At 60.9% G+C, this 17,103-nt stretch carries 14 protein-coding genes; 7 read left to right on the top strand and 7 right to left on the bottom strand.

Annotation, left to right across the window (positions count from 1 at the left end; translation table 11 throughout):
• Window positions 1–4: 4 nt before the first annotated feature.
• Window positions 5–1,243, top strand: coding sequence for an MFS transporter (locus HMPREF7215_RS07940; protein ID WP_009165280.1), 1,239 nt, complete (start codon window positions 5–7; stop codon window positions 1,241–1,243).
• 550 nt (window positions 1,244–1,793) lie between these two features.
• Here the strand turns inward: HMPREF7215_RS07940 and HMPREF7215_RS07930 are convergent.
• From HMPREF7215_RS07930 to HMPREF7215_RS07910, 5 genes are read right to left on the bottom strand one after another with little or no spacing between them, the layout of a single operon-like run.
• Window positions 1,794–2,987: a dihydrolipoamide acetyltransferase family protein gene (locus HMPREF7215_RS07930; protein WP_009165277.1), complete on the bottom strand. Its 1,194-nt coding sequence runs from the start codon at window positions 2,985–2,987 to the stop codon at window positions 1,794–1,796.
• A 19-nt stretch (window positions 2,988–3,006) separates the two neighbouring features.
• Window positions 3,007–4,032 (bottom strand): NAD(+)/NADH kinase, encoded by a 1,026-nt coding sequence (locus HMPREF7215_RS07925; RefSeq protein WP_156797491.1) that lies wholly within the window; start codon window positions 4,030–4,032, stop codon window positions 3,007–3,009.
• A gap of 25 nt (window positions 4,033–4,057) precedes the next feature.
• Window positions 4,058–5,035 carry an alpha-ketoacid dehydrogenase subunit beta gene (locus tag HMPREF7215_RS07920; RefSeq protein WP_009165275.1) on the bottom strand — a complete coding sequence of 326 codons (978 nt, stop codon included), beginning with the start codon at window positions 5,033–5,035 and terminating at the stop codon, window positions 4,058–4,060.
• Between the two features lie 36 nt (window positions 5,036–5,071).
• The gene (locus tag HMPREF7215_RS07915) at window positions 5,072–6,031 is read right to left on the bottom strand and encodes a thiamine pyrophosphate-dependent dehydrogenase E1 component subunit alpha (protein WP_009165274.1); all 960 of its coding nucleotides are present in this window, start codon (window positions 6,029–6,031) and stop codon (window positions 5,072–5,074) included.
• Between the two features lie 50 nt (window positions 6,032–6,081).
• Complete coding sequence (locus tag HMPREF7215_RS07910; RefSeq protein WP_009165273.1) at window positions 6,082–6,432, bottom strand: Lin0512 family protein; 351 nt, start codon at window positions 6,430–6,432, stop codon at window positions 6,082–6,084.
• Between the two features lie 259 nt (window positions 6,433–6,691).
• Here HMPREF7215_RS07910 and HMPREF7215_RS07905 point away from each other — a divergent pair, with 259 nt between their 5' ends.
• The 6 genes from HMPREF7215_RS07905 (at window position 6,692) to HMPREF7215_RS07880 (ending at window position 13,654) form a co-directional block, all read left to right on the top strand.
• Window positions 6,692–7,924 (top strand): sensor histidine kinase, encoded by a 1,233-nt coding sequence (locus tag HMPREF7215_RS07905; protein WP_198004583.1) that lies wholly within the window; start codon window positions 6,692–6,694, stop codon window positions 7,922–7,924.
• Window positions 7,921–8,793: a helix-turn-helix domain-containing protein gene (locus HMPREF7215_RS07900; protein ID WP_040550921.1), complete on the top strand. Its 873-nt coding sequence runs from the start codon at window positions 7,921–7,923 to the stop codon at window positions 8,791–8,793. The genes HMPREF7215_RS07905 and HMPREF7215_RS07900 overlap by 4 nt, the downstream gene beginning before the upstream one ends.
• A 39-nt stretch (window positions 8,794–8,832) precedes the next feature.
• Window positions 8,833–10,236 (top strand): dihydrolipoyl dehydrogenase, encoded by a 1,404-nt coding sequence (gene lpdA / locus HMPREF7215_RS07895; RefSeq protein ID WP_009165270.1) that lies wholly within the window; start codon window positions 8,833–8,835, stop codon window positions 10,234–10,236.
• Window positions 10,237–10,403: 167 nt separating this feature from the next.
• A complete protein-coding gene (locus HMPREF7215_RS07890) occupies window positions 10,404–11,201 on the top strand; it encodes an SDR family NAD(P)-dependent oxidoreductase (RefSeq protein ID WP_009165269.1) in 798 nt (265 codons plus the stop codon).
• 215 nt (window positions 11,202–11,416) lie between these two features.
• Window positions 11,417–12,520: a glycerol dehydrogenase gene (locus HMPREF7215_RS07885; RefSeq protein ID WP_009165268.1), complete on the top strand. Its 1,104-nt coding sequence runs from the start codon at window positions 11,417–11,419 to the stop codon at window positions 12,518–12,520.
• A gap of 135 nt (window positions 12,521–12,655) precedes the next feature.
• Window positions 12,656–13,654 carry a lipoate--protein ligase gene (locus HMPREF7215_RS07880; protein WP_009165267.1) on the top strand — a complete coding sequence of 333 codons (999 nt, stop codon included), beginning with the start codon at window positions 12,656–12,658 and terminating at the stop codon, window positions 13,652–13,654.
• A gap of 203 nt (window positions 13,655–13,857) precedes the next feature.
• On the opposite strand, the gene gcvPB is transcribed toward HMPREF7215_RS07880, so the two are convergent.
• Together gcvPB and gcvPA are read right to left on the bottom strand one after the other, a co-directional pair.
• Window positions 13,858–15,420 carry an aminomethyl-transferring glycine dehydrogenase subunit GcvPB gene (gcvPB, locus tag HMPREF7215_RS07875; RefSeq protein WP_009165266.1) on the bottom strand — a complete coding sequence of 521 codons (1,563 nt, stop codon included), beginning with the start codon at window positions 15,418–15,420 and terminating at the stop codon, window positions 13,858–13,860.
• The gene (gene gcvPA, locus HMPREF7215_RS07870) at window positions 15,417–16,826 is read right to left on the bottom strand and encodes an aminomethyl-transferring glycine dehydrogenase subunit GcvPA (protein ID WP_040550936.1); all 1,410 of its coding nucleotides are present in this window, start codon (window positions 16,824–16,826) and stop codon (window positions 15,417–15,419) included. Before gcvPA ends, gcvPB begins: the two co-directional genes overlap by 4 nt.
• Between the last annotated feature and the right edge of the window lie 277 nt (window positions 16,827–17,103).

The raw sequence follows: 17,103 nt of genomic DNA, 5'->3' as shown, positions 1-17,103 counted from the left end.
CTTCATGAATGAGCGAGTTAATGAAAACAAGGATCTGAAGCGCGCCGCGCTGTCGTTCATCGTGCTGATGGGCGTCGTCAGCCTCTTTTCGGACATGACGCACGAGGGCGGCAAGAGCATTCTCGGCGCTTATCTGAGCCTGACGGGGGCGTCGGCGGCGGCCGTGGGGTTCGTTTCCGGCTTCGGCGAGCTGATCGGCTATTCGCTTCGCTGCGCGACGGGACGGCTGGCCGACCGCACGAAAAGGTATTGGCTGCTGACGATCCTCGGCTACGCCGTCGATCTTCTCGCCGTGCCGGCGCTGGCTCTGGTGCCCGAAAACGGCTGGCTCTGGGCGGCGGCGCTGATCGTCGTGGAACGCGCCGGCAAAGCCGTCAAAAAACCCGCCAAGGACACGCTGCTGTCCTTTGCCGCCGCGCAGAACGGCGTGGGGCGGAGCTTCGCGCTGCAGGAACTTCTCGACCAGCTGGGAGCGTTTCTGGGGCCCGTGGCGCTGTTCGCCGTGATGTACTTCAAAGGTTCCGGCGACAGCTTTGCCGATTACCGCCGCTGTTTCGCGCTGCTGGCCGCTCCGGCTCTGGTCACGCTGGGGCTGCTGCTGGCGGCGCGCTGTCTCTTTCCGCGGCCGGAGAAGTTCGAACCGGATACGAAAAAAGCTGCTGTCGGAAATTTTGCTTTCGGAAAAAAATTCACTCTCTATATCGCCGGAATCAGCCTGTTCGCGCTGGGCTTCATGGATTTCGCGATGATCTCCATGCACGTCTCGCGGCGCGGCCTGATGTCGCCGGGCGGCCTGCCGCTGCTTTACGCCGCGGCGATGGGCGTCGACGCGGGGGCGGCGCTTGTTTTCGGCTGGCTTTACGACCGCTGGGGCATGAAAGCGCTGGCGCTGTCGGCGTTACTGACGGCGCCTTTCAGCGCGCTGATTTTCCTGCTGCCGGGAGGCGGGGCGCTGTACGCCGGCGCGGCGCTGTGGGGCGTCGGCATGGGCGCGCAGGAATCGATCCTCAAGGCGGCGGTGGCGACGCTGGTTCCCAAGGAGCGCCGCAGCTCGGGCTACGGTTCGTTCCAGACGGCGTTCGGCGTCTGCCTGTTCGCGGGCGGCTGGCTGATGGGCTGCCTGTACGACCGTTCTCCGGCGGGCATGGCGCTCTTTTCCATGTCGGCCGAACTGGGCGCGGCCGCGCTTTTTTGGCGCACGTCGCGGCCGGAGCGGGGCGGCGAGGGGAAAAACGCCGCGTAAGCGCGCCGGAGCCGGCCGGCAATCCCCGGAGAGCGCGGCCGCCGTGTTATAATGTGCTTGAACTCGGCCGACGAAATCTTGCGGCAGCGGGAAAAACATTCGAAAAGGCCGGAGGGGAAAACATGAAGCGCCCATTGTTGGAGTTTTTGGGATTGTCGGCGCTCCGCGCTATGCTGGCCGCGACGGCGGACGCGGCTTCACGGGAGACGCCCGCGTTTTCAGAGTGCGATCCGGCGGGGAAAACGCCCCGGCGGCGCGAAGAAAAATTTGACGGCTGGCGATGTTCCACGTGGAACATCGTATATGAAAAATCCCTGGCGTTTTAAAAACCGTCAGGGATTTCGCGTTACTCGTCTGTTTCGTTGCGCGCTGAAAAACGGGCTGATACTATTCTTGATCAAAAAGCCGAACACGGGGGCGCTGCGAGGGGGATTCGCAAAGCGAGCTGCGCAGATGGCCCCGCCGTGCCCCGTTATGATGAGGCTCGTTATCGGTCTTGTACTGGCGGGCCGGCGCGTCACCGCCATTTTCGAAGCGGCGAGAACGCGCTCTAATACAGCACCCTGGAGGGCATTTCGATCATCCGCATCAGGATGCCCAGAAATTCGGCCGCCGGAGCGCCGTCCACGATCCTGTGGTCGTGAGACAGCGACAGCGCCATGATTGGCCGGATGCGAACCTCTCCGTCCACCGCGACCGGCACGTCCTTGGTGCGGCCGACGCCGAGAATGGCCGCCTGAGGCGGGTTGATGATCGGGGTGAAGTGCTCCGTCGAGCGATAGCCGCCCAGGTTCGTCAAGGTGAAGGTTCCGCCGATAAAGTCCATCTCCGTCAAACGATTCTCCCGCGCTCGCGCCGCCAGATCCTTGATCTCCGCGCTGATCTCGCGGAGCCGTTTTTTGTTGGCGTCGCGCACGACGGGCACCACCAAACCGTTTTCCAGCGCGATGGCGACCCCCATGTGGACATTGCGATAGATTTTGATCCCGTCCGGCTCCATAAGAGCGTTGAAAATCGTCTTCATCTCCAGGGCCCGGGCGGTGAGCATGACGAGAAGATCCGTCACGGAGACTCTTTCGCTCTCCGGCAGGTTTTCGTTGATAGCCCGTCTTGCGGCCAGCAGTTCCGTCATGTCTACGCTGGCGTGATGATCGACTTTCGGGATCTCCAGCCAGCTCCTCAGCATATTCTCCCCGATGACCTGACGTATTCCGGCATAGGGCATGACCTCGAACGCCTCGGGCTGGGCCGGCGGCGGGGTTTCCTGGGGAAGCCCCTGCGCCAGGAACTTTTCCACGTCCTCGCGCACGATACTGCCATTCGGCCCTGTTCCCGCGAGACGCGACAGATCGACGCCGTGTTGTTCGGCCAGCTTGCGGGCCACGGGAGTCGCCCTCGGCTTTTTCCCGCCGGAGCTTGGCGCCGGTTTAGGGGCGGCGGCTGTCGCCGCGGGCTGCGCCGTCTCGATCGCCGGAGCTGCGCCGGCTGCATCGGGAACGTTCTCGCCGACCGCTCCGATGTAGCCCATCAGGCCGCCCACGGGAAGCTGCGCGCCGACAGGGGCCGCTATTTTCAGAAGTATCCCTTCCGCCGCGGCCTCGAGCACGTTCGCGATCTTGTCCGTCAACACTTCTGCGATCGCCTCGCCTTTCTTGACGGGATCGCCCTCTTTCTTGAGCCATTTGCCTATCCTGCCAACTTTCATGGTGAGCCCTAACTTGGGCATTGTGATCTCGGTTGCCATAGATGACCTCCAGCTCTTTTCATTGCAGATGAATCCCCAGCACCTCCGGCCGACTGAAGAAGCCGTCGGCAACGGCATTCCTGAGGGCCCGATCGGGGGCCACCACGTTCGGACCATCTCGGTCCAAGCGGATTTCCCCGCGATCTCCCTCTTGGAACTCTACCTCCCGCTCGCCGTCCAAGGCGACGATGCAGGGAACAGGTGCGATCTCCACGCTTTCCCCAAGTTCCATGCGGCATGGGACGGATGTCCCCACCGGAAGCAGCAACCCCGGAGCGATGGCGGCGACGCGGTCCCGTTTCGAGGGATCCAGAGTGACGAAGGCTCCCCAGGGATCGTAAACAGTCACGGGGGTCGACGTCCCCAGCAGGGAGGCAATGCCGATGTTATGGGCCTCGCCGCGCGTAAAAACCGCCATCCGCATGTCCTCCACATCCCACATGGCGCGGGAAGCGACAAACGGGTTGTCCAAAACGACCGCATCGATCAGGGCAATGTCCACGGGGACGCCGTTCCGAAACACGGCGAGGCGTTTTGAACGGTACACGGAGTCCGTGCCGGCATATCCTTGGGCAACGGCTCCGGCGGCGAGCCCTGCGATCGTCCCCTCCAGGAAGAAGGGAAAGACGTTGTTCGTCCCCGTGGAGATGGGGAGCAGAGGGACATTCCCACAGCTTTTGGCGACCATGCGGTTTGTCCCGTCGCCCCCCAGTGTCACGATGCATCCCGCCCCCGCCTCGGCAAGGGCGGCAGCTGCGTTGCAGGAGTCGAGCTGCGTTGCTGTCAGCTCCATTTCCAGCGGCGCGATTTTCAGGTTCAGGGAATCTCTGCTGCGCATGCCCGCGACCGCTTTGGCGACGATGCCGTAATAGTCGGGCATGTAGAGCACGCGCTCGACCCCTGTGCCCGAGAGGCCAAGCAGAACCCTGCGGACGATGTTCACCTTCTCTTGATTGTCGAAGACCGTGCCATAGGCGACCAGGCGGCGGATGTCCTTGCCGGACGCCGGATTGGCGATGATTCCCACCGTCGCGGGGGCTGCCATCCTCATATCCCCTTTCGATCCGAGCTTATCCCCGGACGAGTTCCTTTGCCGTCGCGGCGATCCGCGCCTCGTCGGGAATCCAGAGCTTTTCCAGAGCGGGGCTGAAAGGAATGGGAGTGTCGGGGGCGGTGACGCGCTTGATGGGCGCGTCCAAATAACCGAACCCTTCGTCCGCAATGACGGCGGCGACTTCTCCGCCGAATCCGCCGGTTTTGACGGCCTCGTGCACGATCACCGCGCGTCCGGTTTTCTCCACGGAACCCAGCAAGGTCTCCTTGTCCAGGGGAGTGAGCGTCCGCAAGTCCACGACCTCTGCATCGATGCCCTCCGCCGCCAGCATCTCGGCCGCGGCGAGGGCCTTCGGCACCATGCCGGACCAGGTGATGATGCTGACGTCCGCGCCGGAGCGCTTGATGTCCGCTTTGCCGATCGGGACGACATACTCTCCCTCCGGGACGTCACCCTGCACCCCCAGCATCAGCTTGTGTTCCAGGAACACCACGGGGTTGTCGTCGCGGACGGCAGCTTCCAAGAGTCCCTTGGCGTCCGCCGGCGAACCGGGCATGACCACCTTGATGCCTGGAATATGAGCGAACCACGCTTCATTGGACTGTGAATGTTGGGCGGCAGCCGAAACTCCGGCGCCGACGGGAGCGCGGATCACCATCGGGATCTTTGTCTTGCCGCCGAACATGTAGCGCATCTTGGCCGCCTGATTGTAGAGCTCGTCCAAGCAGACGCCCATGAAGTCGGCGAACATGATCTCCACGATCGGGCGCAGTCCCGTAGCGGCCGAGCCCACTCCGAGCCCCATGATCGCCGTCTCGGTGACTGGCGTGTCCACAACGCGTTCCTTGCCGAACTCGTCCAGCAGGCCAGCCGTCACGCCGAAGCAGCCGCCGAAAATCCCCACGTCTTCCCCGGCCAGAAACACGCCGGGATCCCTGCGCATCTCCATACGGATGCCGTCCCTGATCGCTTCACTGTAACTCATCTGCGTCATCGTTTTCACCTCTTGTTGTTGTCGGAATGGAATCGCTCAGGCCAGTACGTCGGTGAGCAGCTCGCTCGGCGATGGATCGGGGCCGCTCTCCGCAAACTGGACTGCGGCTTCGATTCTCTGAAGAATTTCCTTCTGCATGGCTTCGAGCTCATCCTTGGAGGCGTATCCCAGTTCCTCCAAACGCTTCTCAAGACGCGGCAGCGGATCCTTGGCAACCCAGTTCTTCTGTTCCTCGGGATCCTTGTATTTCCCCGGGTCGCCCTCGAAGTGACCGCGCTGGCGCCATGTCTTGCACTCGATCAGGCTGGGCCCGTCGCCCTTGCGGGCGTTTTCGATGGCTGCGCTGGCGGCTTCGTAGACCGCCATGACGTCGTTGCCGTCCACGCTCGCGCCCGGTATGCCGTACCCTTCGCTGCGGTCGGCGATGTCGTTGATGTTCATGCCCGCTTTCTGGTAGTTGGAAATGCCGTACATGTTGTTCTCGCAGACGAAAACGACCGGCAGTTTGTGGATCGAGGCGAAGTTGATCCCCTCGTGGAACGTTCCCCGATTCGAGGCCGCGTCTCCGAAGAAGCAGACTGTCACATCGCCTGTCTTGCGGTATTTGCAGGAAAACGCCGCGCCTACGGCGATCGGGAATCCCGCTCCGACGATCCCGTTGGCTCCGAGGATGCCCAGATCCACGTCAGCGATATGCATCGATCCGCCCTTGCCCTTGCAATACCCTGAGGCCTTTCCGAAGAGCTCGGCCATCATCAGATTGACGTCGCCTCCCTTGGCCAGAAGGTGTCCGTGCCCGCGGTGGGTGCTTGTGATGTAGTCGCCCTTCTTCAGATTGGCGCATACTCCCGTGGCGACGGCCTCCTCTCCCACATAAAGGTGGACGAAGCCGGGGATCCTTCCGGCCGCGAAGAGCTCGGCCGCCTTCAGTTCGAAGGAACGGATCATGAACATCGTCCTGTACATGTCCAGAAGTTTCTCTTTCGTGACCTTCATGCCTTTACCTCCTTAAAAAATTCTCGTTCACGCGAGTCCCTGCCGGCCGCTCATTCCACGCAGACAGTCAGAGACGCCAGTGCCACTACGATGGAACTGCCCTTTCCCAACTGAGGAAGATGGAGCCCCTCCGTAACCATTCCCCCCTCCTGAACGGTGAGCTCCACTGTGCCAAAGGGGACCGACTTGATCACTTGTTCCTTATCCAGCAGTTCCGGCGTGGGGCAGCATATCTTCAGGCGAATGCACATGTCGTCCGGTTTCTCCAGCTTGGCTACCTCGAAGATCCCGCAGAGGCAGCTTTTGGAAACAGCGTCGCGCACCGCTCGCTTCGCCGCCTTCGTGACGTCCCCGCCGTGAAGATCCGTCCCCATGCCCAGCTCCACGATGAAACGCTTCATGGGTGCAAAACCTCCTTTCATGTCTTACTGTGAAGTCTCTTCCGAGTGGCGCAACCTCGAGTGACATAATCCGCTTCACCGCACCGGAAACGGATTAAATATTTACAAGAAGAACTAGCATATTTTTTATCTTTGTGTTATATTTTACACCAAAGGAGTTGCTATATCAATGGTGTCGAAAAATAATGTCATAAAAAACGACATACCATTAGAAAAAATGTCATTCGAACAGGACGCGCGCGGCGAGAAGGAAGGGGGAGTGTCGCCTGACGAGAACCTCGAATACGGTTCCTTAGAGTGGTGGCAGAAGACGGTGGACATCGCCAAACTGGAAGAACTCTTCCGAAGCTTCGCCGATCTCTTTCGGGTTGGGGTTTCCCTGCTGACTCCGAAGGGGCGGAAAGTGATCCTGGTGAATGCCTCGGCGTTCTGCGAACACGTACATTCGATACGCAAGGGCAAAGCCATTTGCGACGCGTGCGACAAAAGGGCCATACGAACTTCGCTGAAACAGGGGGACATTCACATGTATACCTGTGCGAACGGTCTGACCGATCTGTGCGCTCCGCTTTATATCAACGGCCGCCTGGCGGGGTTCTTGGCCTCGGGGCAGGTCCATTCCAAGATCGTCGGCAACGCGGAGCTCGAGGCCGTCTCGAAGCGGTGGACCTTTGTGAGGAACGACGAGGAGCGTTCCTTTTTAATCGAGAAGTACCGGCAGCTTCCCATCCTGGATGAAACCGAGCTGAAACGGGCGCTCGAGATCATGCGCCTTCTTTCCACGCAGATCGTCGAATTATGCGAGATCAATCTAGCTCGGCAGAAGATTCTCGAGCAGAGCCTTTTGTTGTCCCAGCAAAGGCAGAGAGGCGCGGATATGGAACACGCGCTCCATCGTGCCCAGCTAAAAGCTCTGAGGAACCAGATCAATCCGCACTTCCTCTTCAACAGTCTGAACTGTATCGCGCGCTTGGCTCTTTTCGAGGCCGCCAAGAAAACGATGGAGATGACCGAGCAGCTCGCGGACTATCTGCGCTATACCCTGCAGGAGCAGAGTGAACATGGATTGGTCTGCTTCGGCGAAGAACTCCAGTGCGTGCGCAGCTACCTTGCAATCTACCGGGTTCGCTTCGGGGATCGCCTCTCTTTCTCCGTCGAGGAGGATCCGGAAGTGCGCGAGTGTCTGGTCCCTTTCATGTTGCTCCAGCCGTTGGTGGAAAACGCCCTGATCCACGGGCTCGAACCCTCGCTTCGGAAGGGGAAGCTCCTCTTGGCGGCGAGAAAAGAAAGGAACTCTCTCCATATCGTTCTGAAAGACAACGGGGTGGGGTTCGAGATGAACCGTTTTCGGGAAGGAATGGGACTGGCAAACGTTCGGAAACGTTTGCACCTCTACTACGAGAAGTCTGCTTCCATAGAAGTCAGGAGTATCCCCCGCGGAGGAACCCGCATCGAACTGCGGCTTCCGGAAAGGCCGGTGAACCTTCCATGAGCTTGGAGTCCGCTGTGTCTGCGCTTGAACTTCCATCGATCCAGCCGTTGAGAGCGCTCGTCGTTGAGGACGAGAAACTGGAGCGCGACGCGCTGGTCCTGCTGCTCCACGGTTTTTTCCCATCGCTCGAGATCGACGAGGCCGGAAACGTTCCTGAATTCGAGCGTCTTGCCCGGGAACGCTCTCCGGACATCGTGCTGCTGGACATCAGCCTTCCCGGCGGGAACGGGATGCTGAGCTTGGAGCGGTTGCGCCGCGGAGGTTTGGGCGCTCAAGTCGTGGTCGTGACGGCCCATAATACCCTCGCGAACCTGGCCCGTGCCTTGGAGGACGAGGTTGCCTCTTTCCTCTGGAAGCCGGTTCGGGCGGAAGCTCTGCGGGAGGCGATGGAAAAGTGCGTCCAGCGCCGGCAGGCGGAGATTCGTCAGACCATGCGCATCAAGGCGCTGGAACAAGGGTTCACGGAGGCGCTCAAAAAGTTGGCGGAGCATGGGAACTTTCTCTCCGCCTCCGTGGAAGGGACGGACGATGCGGAACGCTCGCCTGTGCGGAGAGCCGTGGCTTTCATCCGAGAGGAACCTGGCACAGCGTCGCTGGAGGAAACTGCAAAGCACGTCGGCGTCAGCCCTGGACATCTCAGCCGCCTGTTCCGGGAGGAGGGCGTCCGTTTTATGGACGTCTTGAAGGACGCCAGGATGCAGCGGGCACGAGGTCTCCTTCTCGCGGGGGCTTCCGTGCGGCAAGCTGCCCGGGAATCGGGATACGGCAATGTCGCCTACTTTGGGCTCGCTTTCAAGAAAGTATTTGGAGTCGCGCCGAGCACCTTGCGAAGAAGGCCGGCGTTAACCGGGGAAAATCCCGACTCTTAGGCAGAGCTCTCCCAATCTGTGTGACAAGGAGGAAAGATTATGGCGGAAGGATCAAAGAAGGTCGTGGTCATCGGCGGAGGAACCGGCGGATACGTTGCCGCACTGCGCGCCGCGCAGCTGGGAGCCGCCGTCGTCCTTGTGGAGAAAAATGCGCTGGGAGGAACCTGTCTCAACAGAGGCTGCATTCCGACCAAAGTGCTGCTGCACACGGCGGAGCTGGCCTCGGCCGTCAGGGAGGGAGAGTCCGTCGGTCTCTTCGTAAAAGGGGCTCGCGTCGACTGGAAGGTCCTGATGCAGCGCAAGGCGGAGATCGTCGCGCGCCTCGTCGAGGGAGTCGGTTTTCTGCTGGGAGCCAATGGAGTGGAAGTCGTCCGCGGAAGCGCGGTCTTTCGTTCTCCGAAAGAAATCGTCGTCACGCAGGAGGACGGCGCGGTGCGGTCCCTGTCAGCCGATGCCTTCATCGTCGCGACGGGATCCGTTCCGGCGCTGCCGCCCGTGCCCGGGTTCGACCTGCCCGGGATCCTCACGAGCGACGGAGCTCTGACGCTGGATGCTTTGCCGAAGTCTATCCTCCTTGTCGGCGGCGGCGTCATTGGCGTCGAATTCGCTTCCGTATTCTCCGCGTTGGGGGTCAAGGTCACTGTCGTCGAAATGCTGCCGGAGATCCTGCCGAATATGGATGTCGAACTCGTCGAGTACCTCAGGCAGATTCTGGAGGCCCGGGGCATTCGGATCCTGACTTCCGCCACGGTCAAGGCGGTTCGCCTCACGGAAAACGGATACGCGACAGTCGTCGCGACGGACGCGGAGGAGGAAATCGTCACGGAAAAGGTTTTCGTCTGTACGGGGCGCCGTCCTTTCACGCAGGGACTCGGACTCGAGGAGATCGGGGTCCGCACCGAGCGCGGACGCGTCGCGGTCGATGAACGGATGAGGACCAGCGTCCCCGGCATCTATGCCATCGGCGACTGTGCCTCGCCTATCATGCTGGCGCACGTTGCCTCGACCGAAGGGGAGGTCGCGGCGGAGGTCATCATGGGACACAAAGCGGCTATGGATTACCGCTGCGTCCCGAGCGGCGTCTATACCGCCCCAGAGCTTGCGGGAGTGGGCCCGACGGAGGTGGAGCTGGCCAAGTCGGGACGCCCCTTTACCGTCGGACGCTTCCCGATGAACTCCAACGCCAAGGCGTTGATCGCGGGGATGCCCGACGGGATGGTCAAAGTCCTTGCGGACAAAGAAACCGGCGAGATCCTGGGCATGCACCTTCTGGGGCCCAGGGCTACGGATTTGATCGTGGAAGGGACGCTCGCCATGAAATCCGAGCTGACGGTCGACGAAATCGTTGCCACGATCCACGCGCATCCTACCCTTGGCGAGACGGTCAAGGAAGCGTCGCTGGACGTTTTGAACAGAGCGCTGCACCTGCCGCCCAAGGGATAAGGCCAAGGGAGCAAAGGAGAGGAAACTCTTTATTGCAATATCACCGCCCCGAGGCGATTGATTTTCGGGAGGAGGTGAGGGCAAAAAGACGATCTGCGTCAACATCCGAGGCGTCTGAAGGTAAAACCGGAAAACTACCGTAACGTGAAGAAAGGGAGGGAGTTCTTGTGAGCATTCAGATTGATCTGAAAGGGAAAACCGCGCTGCTCACCGGAGGCGGACGCGGCTTGGGCAAAGCGATTGCGGAAGTGTTGGCAAAAGCGGGCGCCAACGTCTTCATCGGCAACCGGAAGGAAGCCGAGGGCGAGAGCGTCGTCGAGGAACTCCGCAAACTGGGAGTCAAAGCCGATTTCAAAAAGGTGGACGTCTCCGTCGACGCCGAGGTAGAGGAGTTCTTCAGAGCCGGAGAGGCATTTGCCGGCGGCAAAATCGATTTTGTCGTCAACAACGCCGGGGTCATCGAGACGGTTCCTTTTCTGGAGCTGGACGGAGAGGGCGCCAAAAGAGTCTACGACATCAACGTCATCGGACTCTCCAACGTGGTGCGTTGCGCTCTGAAGAAAATGATCGCCCAGAAGGAAGGACGGATCGTCACGACCTCCTCCATCGCAGGAATCGCCCAGCTCGGGATGCTGGAACATTACAGCGCTACGAAGGCGGCCGTCGTTTCTCTGACGAAGAACCTCGCCAAAGTGGCGGCGCCTTATCACATTAACGTCAACAGCGTCGCTCCGGGGATCATTCGCACGAAGATGTGGGAGGAGATTCTGGACTCCATGACAGGCGGTTCCGACAATGCCGATTGCCGCAACAGCACCTTCGACGACAGCGTCAAGAAGCTGATCCCCTTCGGCGTTCCCCAGGTGGAGGAGGACATCGCCGACGCGGTTCTCTTCCTGTGCAGCCATCTGTCCAAGGAAATTACGGGGCAGGTTATCGCGGTAGACGGCGGTACGACGGCTTAGGTCGATTCCGCCGGAGATCGCCCGGAGAGGACACGGTTTTCCGTTTTCGCTGCGAATGCGAAAATGCGTTCGCGCCCGAACGGTGAAACTCGTCGAGGCGTTTTCCGATATTCCCGCGATCCTCTCCGGTTCTTCTTCGGGGGAATTGCGATTCCTTTGTTGAGGTACGCACGATAATTCACGTACGAGAGCGAGAATGAAAAGGATGTTTCAGCATGGCAGTCACGGTTATTTCTCCGTCGCGTTATGTTCAGGGCCGTGGAGCGATGAACGACGTCGGCATGTATGCGGCCAAGCTCGGAAGCAAGGCGCTCTGCTTGATTTCCGCCGGCGGCATCGGCCGCGTCGGCGAGCGGATCAAAAAGAGCTTTGCCCAAAGCGAGGCTTCCGTCGTCTTTGAGAAATTCAACGGCGAATGCTCGCGGACGGAGATCGATCGCCTTGTAAAGCTCGTAAAGGAACAGGGTTTTGACGTGATGATCGGCGTCGGCGGCGGCAAGATTTTCGACACGGCCAAGGCCGCGGCGTACTACGCCGGGATCCCTGTCGCCATTTGCCCTACGGTCGCTTCCACCGACGCGCCCTGCTCCGCCCTTTCGGTCATTTATACCGACGAGGGCGCTTTTGCAGAGTATCTGTTCCTGCCGGCCAATCCCAATCTTGTGCTGATGGACACTGAAGTCATTGCCCAAAGCCCGCTGCGCCTTACCGTCTCCGGCATGGGGGATGCCATGGCTACGTACTTCGAAGCGCGCGCCTGTGTGAACTCCGGCGCCGGCAATTTTGCCGGCGGCACCGTTGGCGTCACATCGTTCGGCATCGCCAAACTGTGTTATGACACGCTCGTCAGCGACGGCTTGAAAGCGAAAATCGCTCTAGAATCACAGGCGCTGACCCCCGCCGTCGAACGCATTATCGAAGCGAACACGCTGCTTTCGGGGCTTGGCTTCGAATCCTGCGGCATCGCCGCCGCGCACGCGATTCACAATGGGCTGACCCAGCTTCCGGAATGCCATCACATGCAGCACGGCGAAAAAGTAAACTTCGGTACGCTGACCCAGCTGGTGATGGAAAACATTCCCGAGGAGGAATTGGCGGAGATGCTCGACTGGATGATCGCCGTCGGATTGCCGGTCACCTTCGCGGAACTCGGCGTCACCGACACCAGCCGCGAACATCTGATGCCGGTGGCGGACGCCGCATGCGCGCCGACGGACACGCTGCACAACATGCCCTTCAAGGTCGACGCGGAAATGGTTTACAACGCCATGATCGCCGCCGACGCTTACGGGCGCAGGGCATTGAACGCCGAACGTTAAGCCGCGCGACGCGTTTGGGTCCTGTCGGAGAAGGCTCGAAAAAACAATCTGTCCATAAAAAAGGTCCCCGTGCAGTGCGGCCGCACGGGGACTTTTCAAGGAAGAAGATCTTACGGAAACGGCGGGATGAATCGAATGAACTTCAGCTACATTCTGAACGACGCTCACGATCCGCGCTACAACCTTGCCCTCGAGGAAGTCCTTTTCGAAGAAGCCGTGAAAACGCGGGAAGGGTTCCTCATGCTTTGGAGCAACGATCCCACCGTCGTCGTGGGGCGGTTTCAGAACACTGCTCAGGAAGTGACGCGCGAGTTCATCGCGCCGCGCGGGATTCACGTCGTGCGGCGCATAACGGGCGGCGGCGCCGTGTATCACGACCGCGGCAACCTCAATTACTCCGTGATCCTGCCGTCTCGTGATGGATCACGGTTGGATATCCAGGCGTTCAGCGTCCCGCTTTTGCAGTATCTTCAGTCTCTGGGAGTTGCGGCGGAACGCTCGGGGCGCAACGACGTGACGGTGAAAGGATGCAAGATCTCCGGCGTGGCGCAGTACGCAGCGGCCGGAATGGTGCTTCACCATGGCACGATCCTCTTCGATTCCCGCCTTGAAGACGTGGAGCGCGCCCTGCGGGTCAAACCGGAGAAATATCAGTCAAAAGGTTTTCGATCCGTCCGCAGCCGCATTACCAACCTTCTGCCGCACCTTCCGCAGAAAATGACGCTCGAGCGTTTTCAGACAGGATTCGCGGCGGCGTTGATCCGTTTTTATCACGCAGAGACCGTGCGCTCGCCTACGGCAGCCGAGGCGCTCAATGCGCGGGAGCTGGCCGTAAGCAAATACGCCTCGTGGAACTGGACATGGGGCAGTTCGCCCGATTTCACCGTGAACAGCGAACGCCGTTTTTCCGGCGGCACCGTGCAGATAGGCCTTGTCGTCAAGGAAGGGTGCGTGGAAGATTGCCGCATTTACGGCGATTTTTTCAGCTTGGGGACTCCCGGAGAAGTCGAAGCGCGCATCCGCGGCCAACGTTATCCTTTTGTCGGATTGGAAGCGCTGCTTCCCGACGAACTGCTCGAGAGGAGTTTTGTCTCCGTTTCGCCCGCGGAGTTCCGCGCTTTCCTTGCCGAATAGAACTGCATGAGCGCACAAGAGTCTGCCTCTTTTCCCCGGGGAATGGGGATTTCGAGGCAGACTCTTTTTCATGGGGAATGTTCCACGTGGAACATTTTGCATGGAATCTTGTTGTCGGCTGCGTTTGTGACAGTTCGCCAAAAAGGCGTCTGTTGGGTTTTGCCGACGCGAGACGGAGCTGTGAGGTTTCGGTGTCCGCTGCCCTATGACGGTTCCGACGGCGCGGCGGCGTTCAGCTTTTTCCACGCGCGCCAGGTGGTGGCGAGTCGGTTTTCGTCGTTCAGCGCGCTCTCGTCGATGCGCGAGGCCAGAGCGGCGTTGTGCGGCGCGGTCTTCACGATTTCGGGGTCGGAGCGGGCTTCGGCGGCGATGGCGGCCATGGTTTCGGCGTAGCCGTCGATGTCGGCCTTTGAATACGTTTCGGCCGGTTCGGGCGTGAACGGCTCGGGGATGACGCGCGGGTGGTGGCTGGAAAAGTAGCTCTGATACCCGTAGTCCACGACGCGGCGGTCGATATCGTCGGTGGTGACGCCGGTCTCGTCGGTCAGCGTCCGCCAGCTGAGGCGGGCCTGTTCCATGCGCCGTTTGCCGGGGGCCCAGGGCAGTTTGAGCCCGTCGATTTCCAGCAGCTTTTTGATCAGATAGTTGTTGTTGAGGATCGACAGCTCGCTGGCCTGTTTCAGCCCGTCGGGGCCGAGGCTGCGGATATAGGCGTAGGCGCGCAGGACCACGGCGGGCACGCCGAGGAACTTGCGCAGATAGCCGACGCTCAGCGGCGCGTCGCCGACAAGATGATATTTTTTGCCGTCGAAGGCGACGCGGGGCAGCGGCAGGAACGGCTCCAGTTTTTTCACGGCTCCCTGAGCGCCGGCGGCCGGCCCTTGGCAGCCGTGCGGCGAGCCGAACGACTTGTGCAGGTTGAAGTGGCACAGGTCGAAGCCGGCCTCGCGGGCGCGGGCGATGCCGAAGGTGCCGTTGGCGTTGGCCTGATCGTAGGCGCACAATCCGCCGGCCCGATGGACGAGATCGACGAATTCGGTGATGCGCTCGTTGTAGATGCCGGTGTCTTCCGGGTTGGTGATCAACAGCCCGGCGGTGCGCGGCGAGACGGCGCTCCTGAGCGCTTCGAAGTCGGGCGTGCCGTCGGGGCCGGGCGTGAGCGTGATCACTTTGTAGCCGAGCGTGGCGGCCGCGCCGGGGTTGGCGGGGTGGGAGAGGATGGTGGTGATGATCTCGTCGCGCTGCGTTCCCTCGCCGCGCGACTCGTGCCAGGCGCGGATCACGGCGACGTTAGCGTAGATGGCCTGGCTGCCGCCGGCGGGCGTCAGGCAGAAGGCGTCCATGCCGGAGATGGCTTTGAGGTATTCGCCCGTGTCGTAAATGATTTTCAGGATCCCCTGCAGCGTGTCCTCGTCCTGGCAGGGATGAAGCTCCGCGAACTGCGGCGAACGCACGAACTGTTCGTGAATCTTGGGGTTGTACTTCATCGTGCAGGTGCCAAGGCCGATGTCGGCGTTCAAATCGGCGCCGACGGTCTCCTGCGAGAGGCGCAGATAGTGCCTCAGCAGCTGCATCTGCGAGATCTCGGGCAGCCGCGGCGCACTTTTGCGCTTCAGCGCCTCCGGGATTAACGACGCGGCGGGGCCGGCGGCCGCGGCGACCTTGGCCTCGGTTTTCGGCACGAGGATGCCGCGCTCGCCCGGAGCGCCCAGCTCCATGATGATCGGTTCGTTCCAGCGGGCTTCGTGAAAGACGGCTTTTTTCATGAACGTTCGCCTCCGGCGATTTCCGCCAGCGCCGCGGCGAGGCGGTCGATCTGCGCCGCCGTCACCGTTTCCGTGACGGCGTAGAGCGCGCTCTGTCCGTACTGCGGGAAGTCGCGGCTCAGGTCCTTGCCGCCGAAAATGCCGCGCGCGAGCAGCTCTTTGTTGACCTGCGCCGCGGTTTTGCCCGCGGCGTCGAAGTTGACGGCGAACTCCTGAAACACGGCGCCGCCGAAGATGTGGACGCGCAGGCCGGGCAGCGGCGACAGCGTTTTGATCGCGTAAGCGGCGCGCTGCATGATCGTCTCGCCCAACTCCTTCATGCCCAGCGGCCCCATGGAGGCGAGGTAGACGCCGGCGACGATCGCCCACAGCCCCGACTCGGTGCCGAAATATTCGCGCGCCTTTTCGCGGCTGCCGTGCGAGCAGCGCGAAAGCAGCGCCCGCCCCCAGCCGAAAGCGTTCGGGTCGGCGGTGGGCGCCAGCCCGTAAAGGTACGTCGGCAGCTCTTCGACGAAGCGGGAATCCTGCGGCCCGGCGATGAAGCCACCGCAGCCGCCGCCCAGCTGCAGGTGCATGCCCAGCGGCTGGATCTCGCCGCAGACGAAATCCGCGCCGTAGTTCATGGGCGATTCGAGCGCGCCCAGCGAAGCGACCTCCGGCATCACGACGCACAGCGCCCCCGCTTCGTGCGCCAGCGCCGCGATGCGCCGCGGCTCTTCCTCGAGAAAGCCGAGATAGGACGGATTTTCGAAAAACACGACGGCCGTCCGGGACGACAGTTTTGCTTTCAGGTCGGACAGGTCCATGCGCCCCGTTTCTCGGTCGGCTTTTACCGGCGTCACGCTTCCCGCGCTGCGGCAATACGTGCGTGCCTGCGAAAGTATCTCGGGATTCATCGTCTCCGGAACCAGCGCCTCGGTTCGCCCCGTCATGCGCATCGCCATGCGCAGCGACGAGCACACGGCCTGCCCGCCGTCGTACGTCGTATAGCTGACCACGTCGGCGTCGAGCAGCTCGCCCATCATGCTGGCGTATTCGAAGATGGCCTGCATCTTGCCGTGATCGGAGTAGGTGTCGCCGCAGTAAGCGGTGAGGAACTCGGCGCGATTGGCGATCTCGTCGCAGAGCGCCGGCACGTGGTGGCGGTAACAGCCCGCGCCGAGAAAGCTGACCGCGTCGGCGCAGCTGACGTTTTGACTCAACAGACCCAGCACATGATCGGCCAGCTCCGCTTCGCTCCCGATGGCCTCGGGCAGGCCGAGACGGCCTTTGAACAGAAGTCTGTCGGGAATGATGCTCCTGTAAATTTCCTCGACCGACGAAATCCCCAGCTCCTTCAGCATCGCCGCCCTGACCGCGGGCACGCCGTTGGGCATGTAAGGATGAACGAACGTTTTCTCCGTCATGATCGCACCTCCCTTGAACGACGCCATCATTTTCAACCTTCCCGCAGAGGGAAGGTCAAGGGGAAGTTGAGAGCGCGGCAGACAACATCCGATTTTACGCATGTGTTGCTGTGCTAAAAGGGTTATTCTTGATTTTATAATATTCCCTGGCATGGAGTACTTCGCGGTAAATATGGCTGATAAAAACTTGCAGTTAAGTGATTATGATGTTATAATCTTATGCAATTCACAGAGTTACATGATTAAATTAAAAGTTTTTATAATGTTATATGGAGGC

It is taken from the genome of Pyramidobacter piscolens W5455, from assembly GCF_000177335.1.
GTDB lineage: Bacteria > Synergistota > Synergistia > Synergistales > Dethiosulfovibrionaceae > Pyramidobacter > Pyramidobacter piscolens.
Note: the sequence above shows the minus strand (reverse complement) of the source record. Positions and strands in the feature narration are given on the sequence as shown.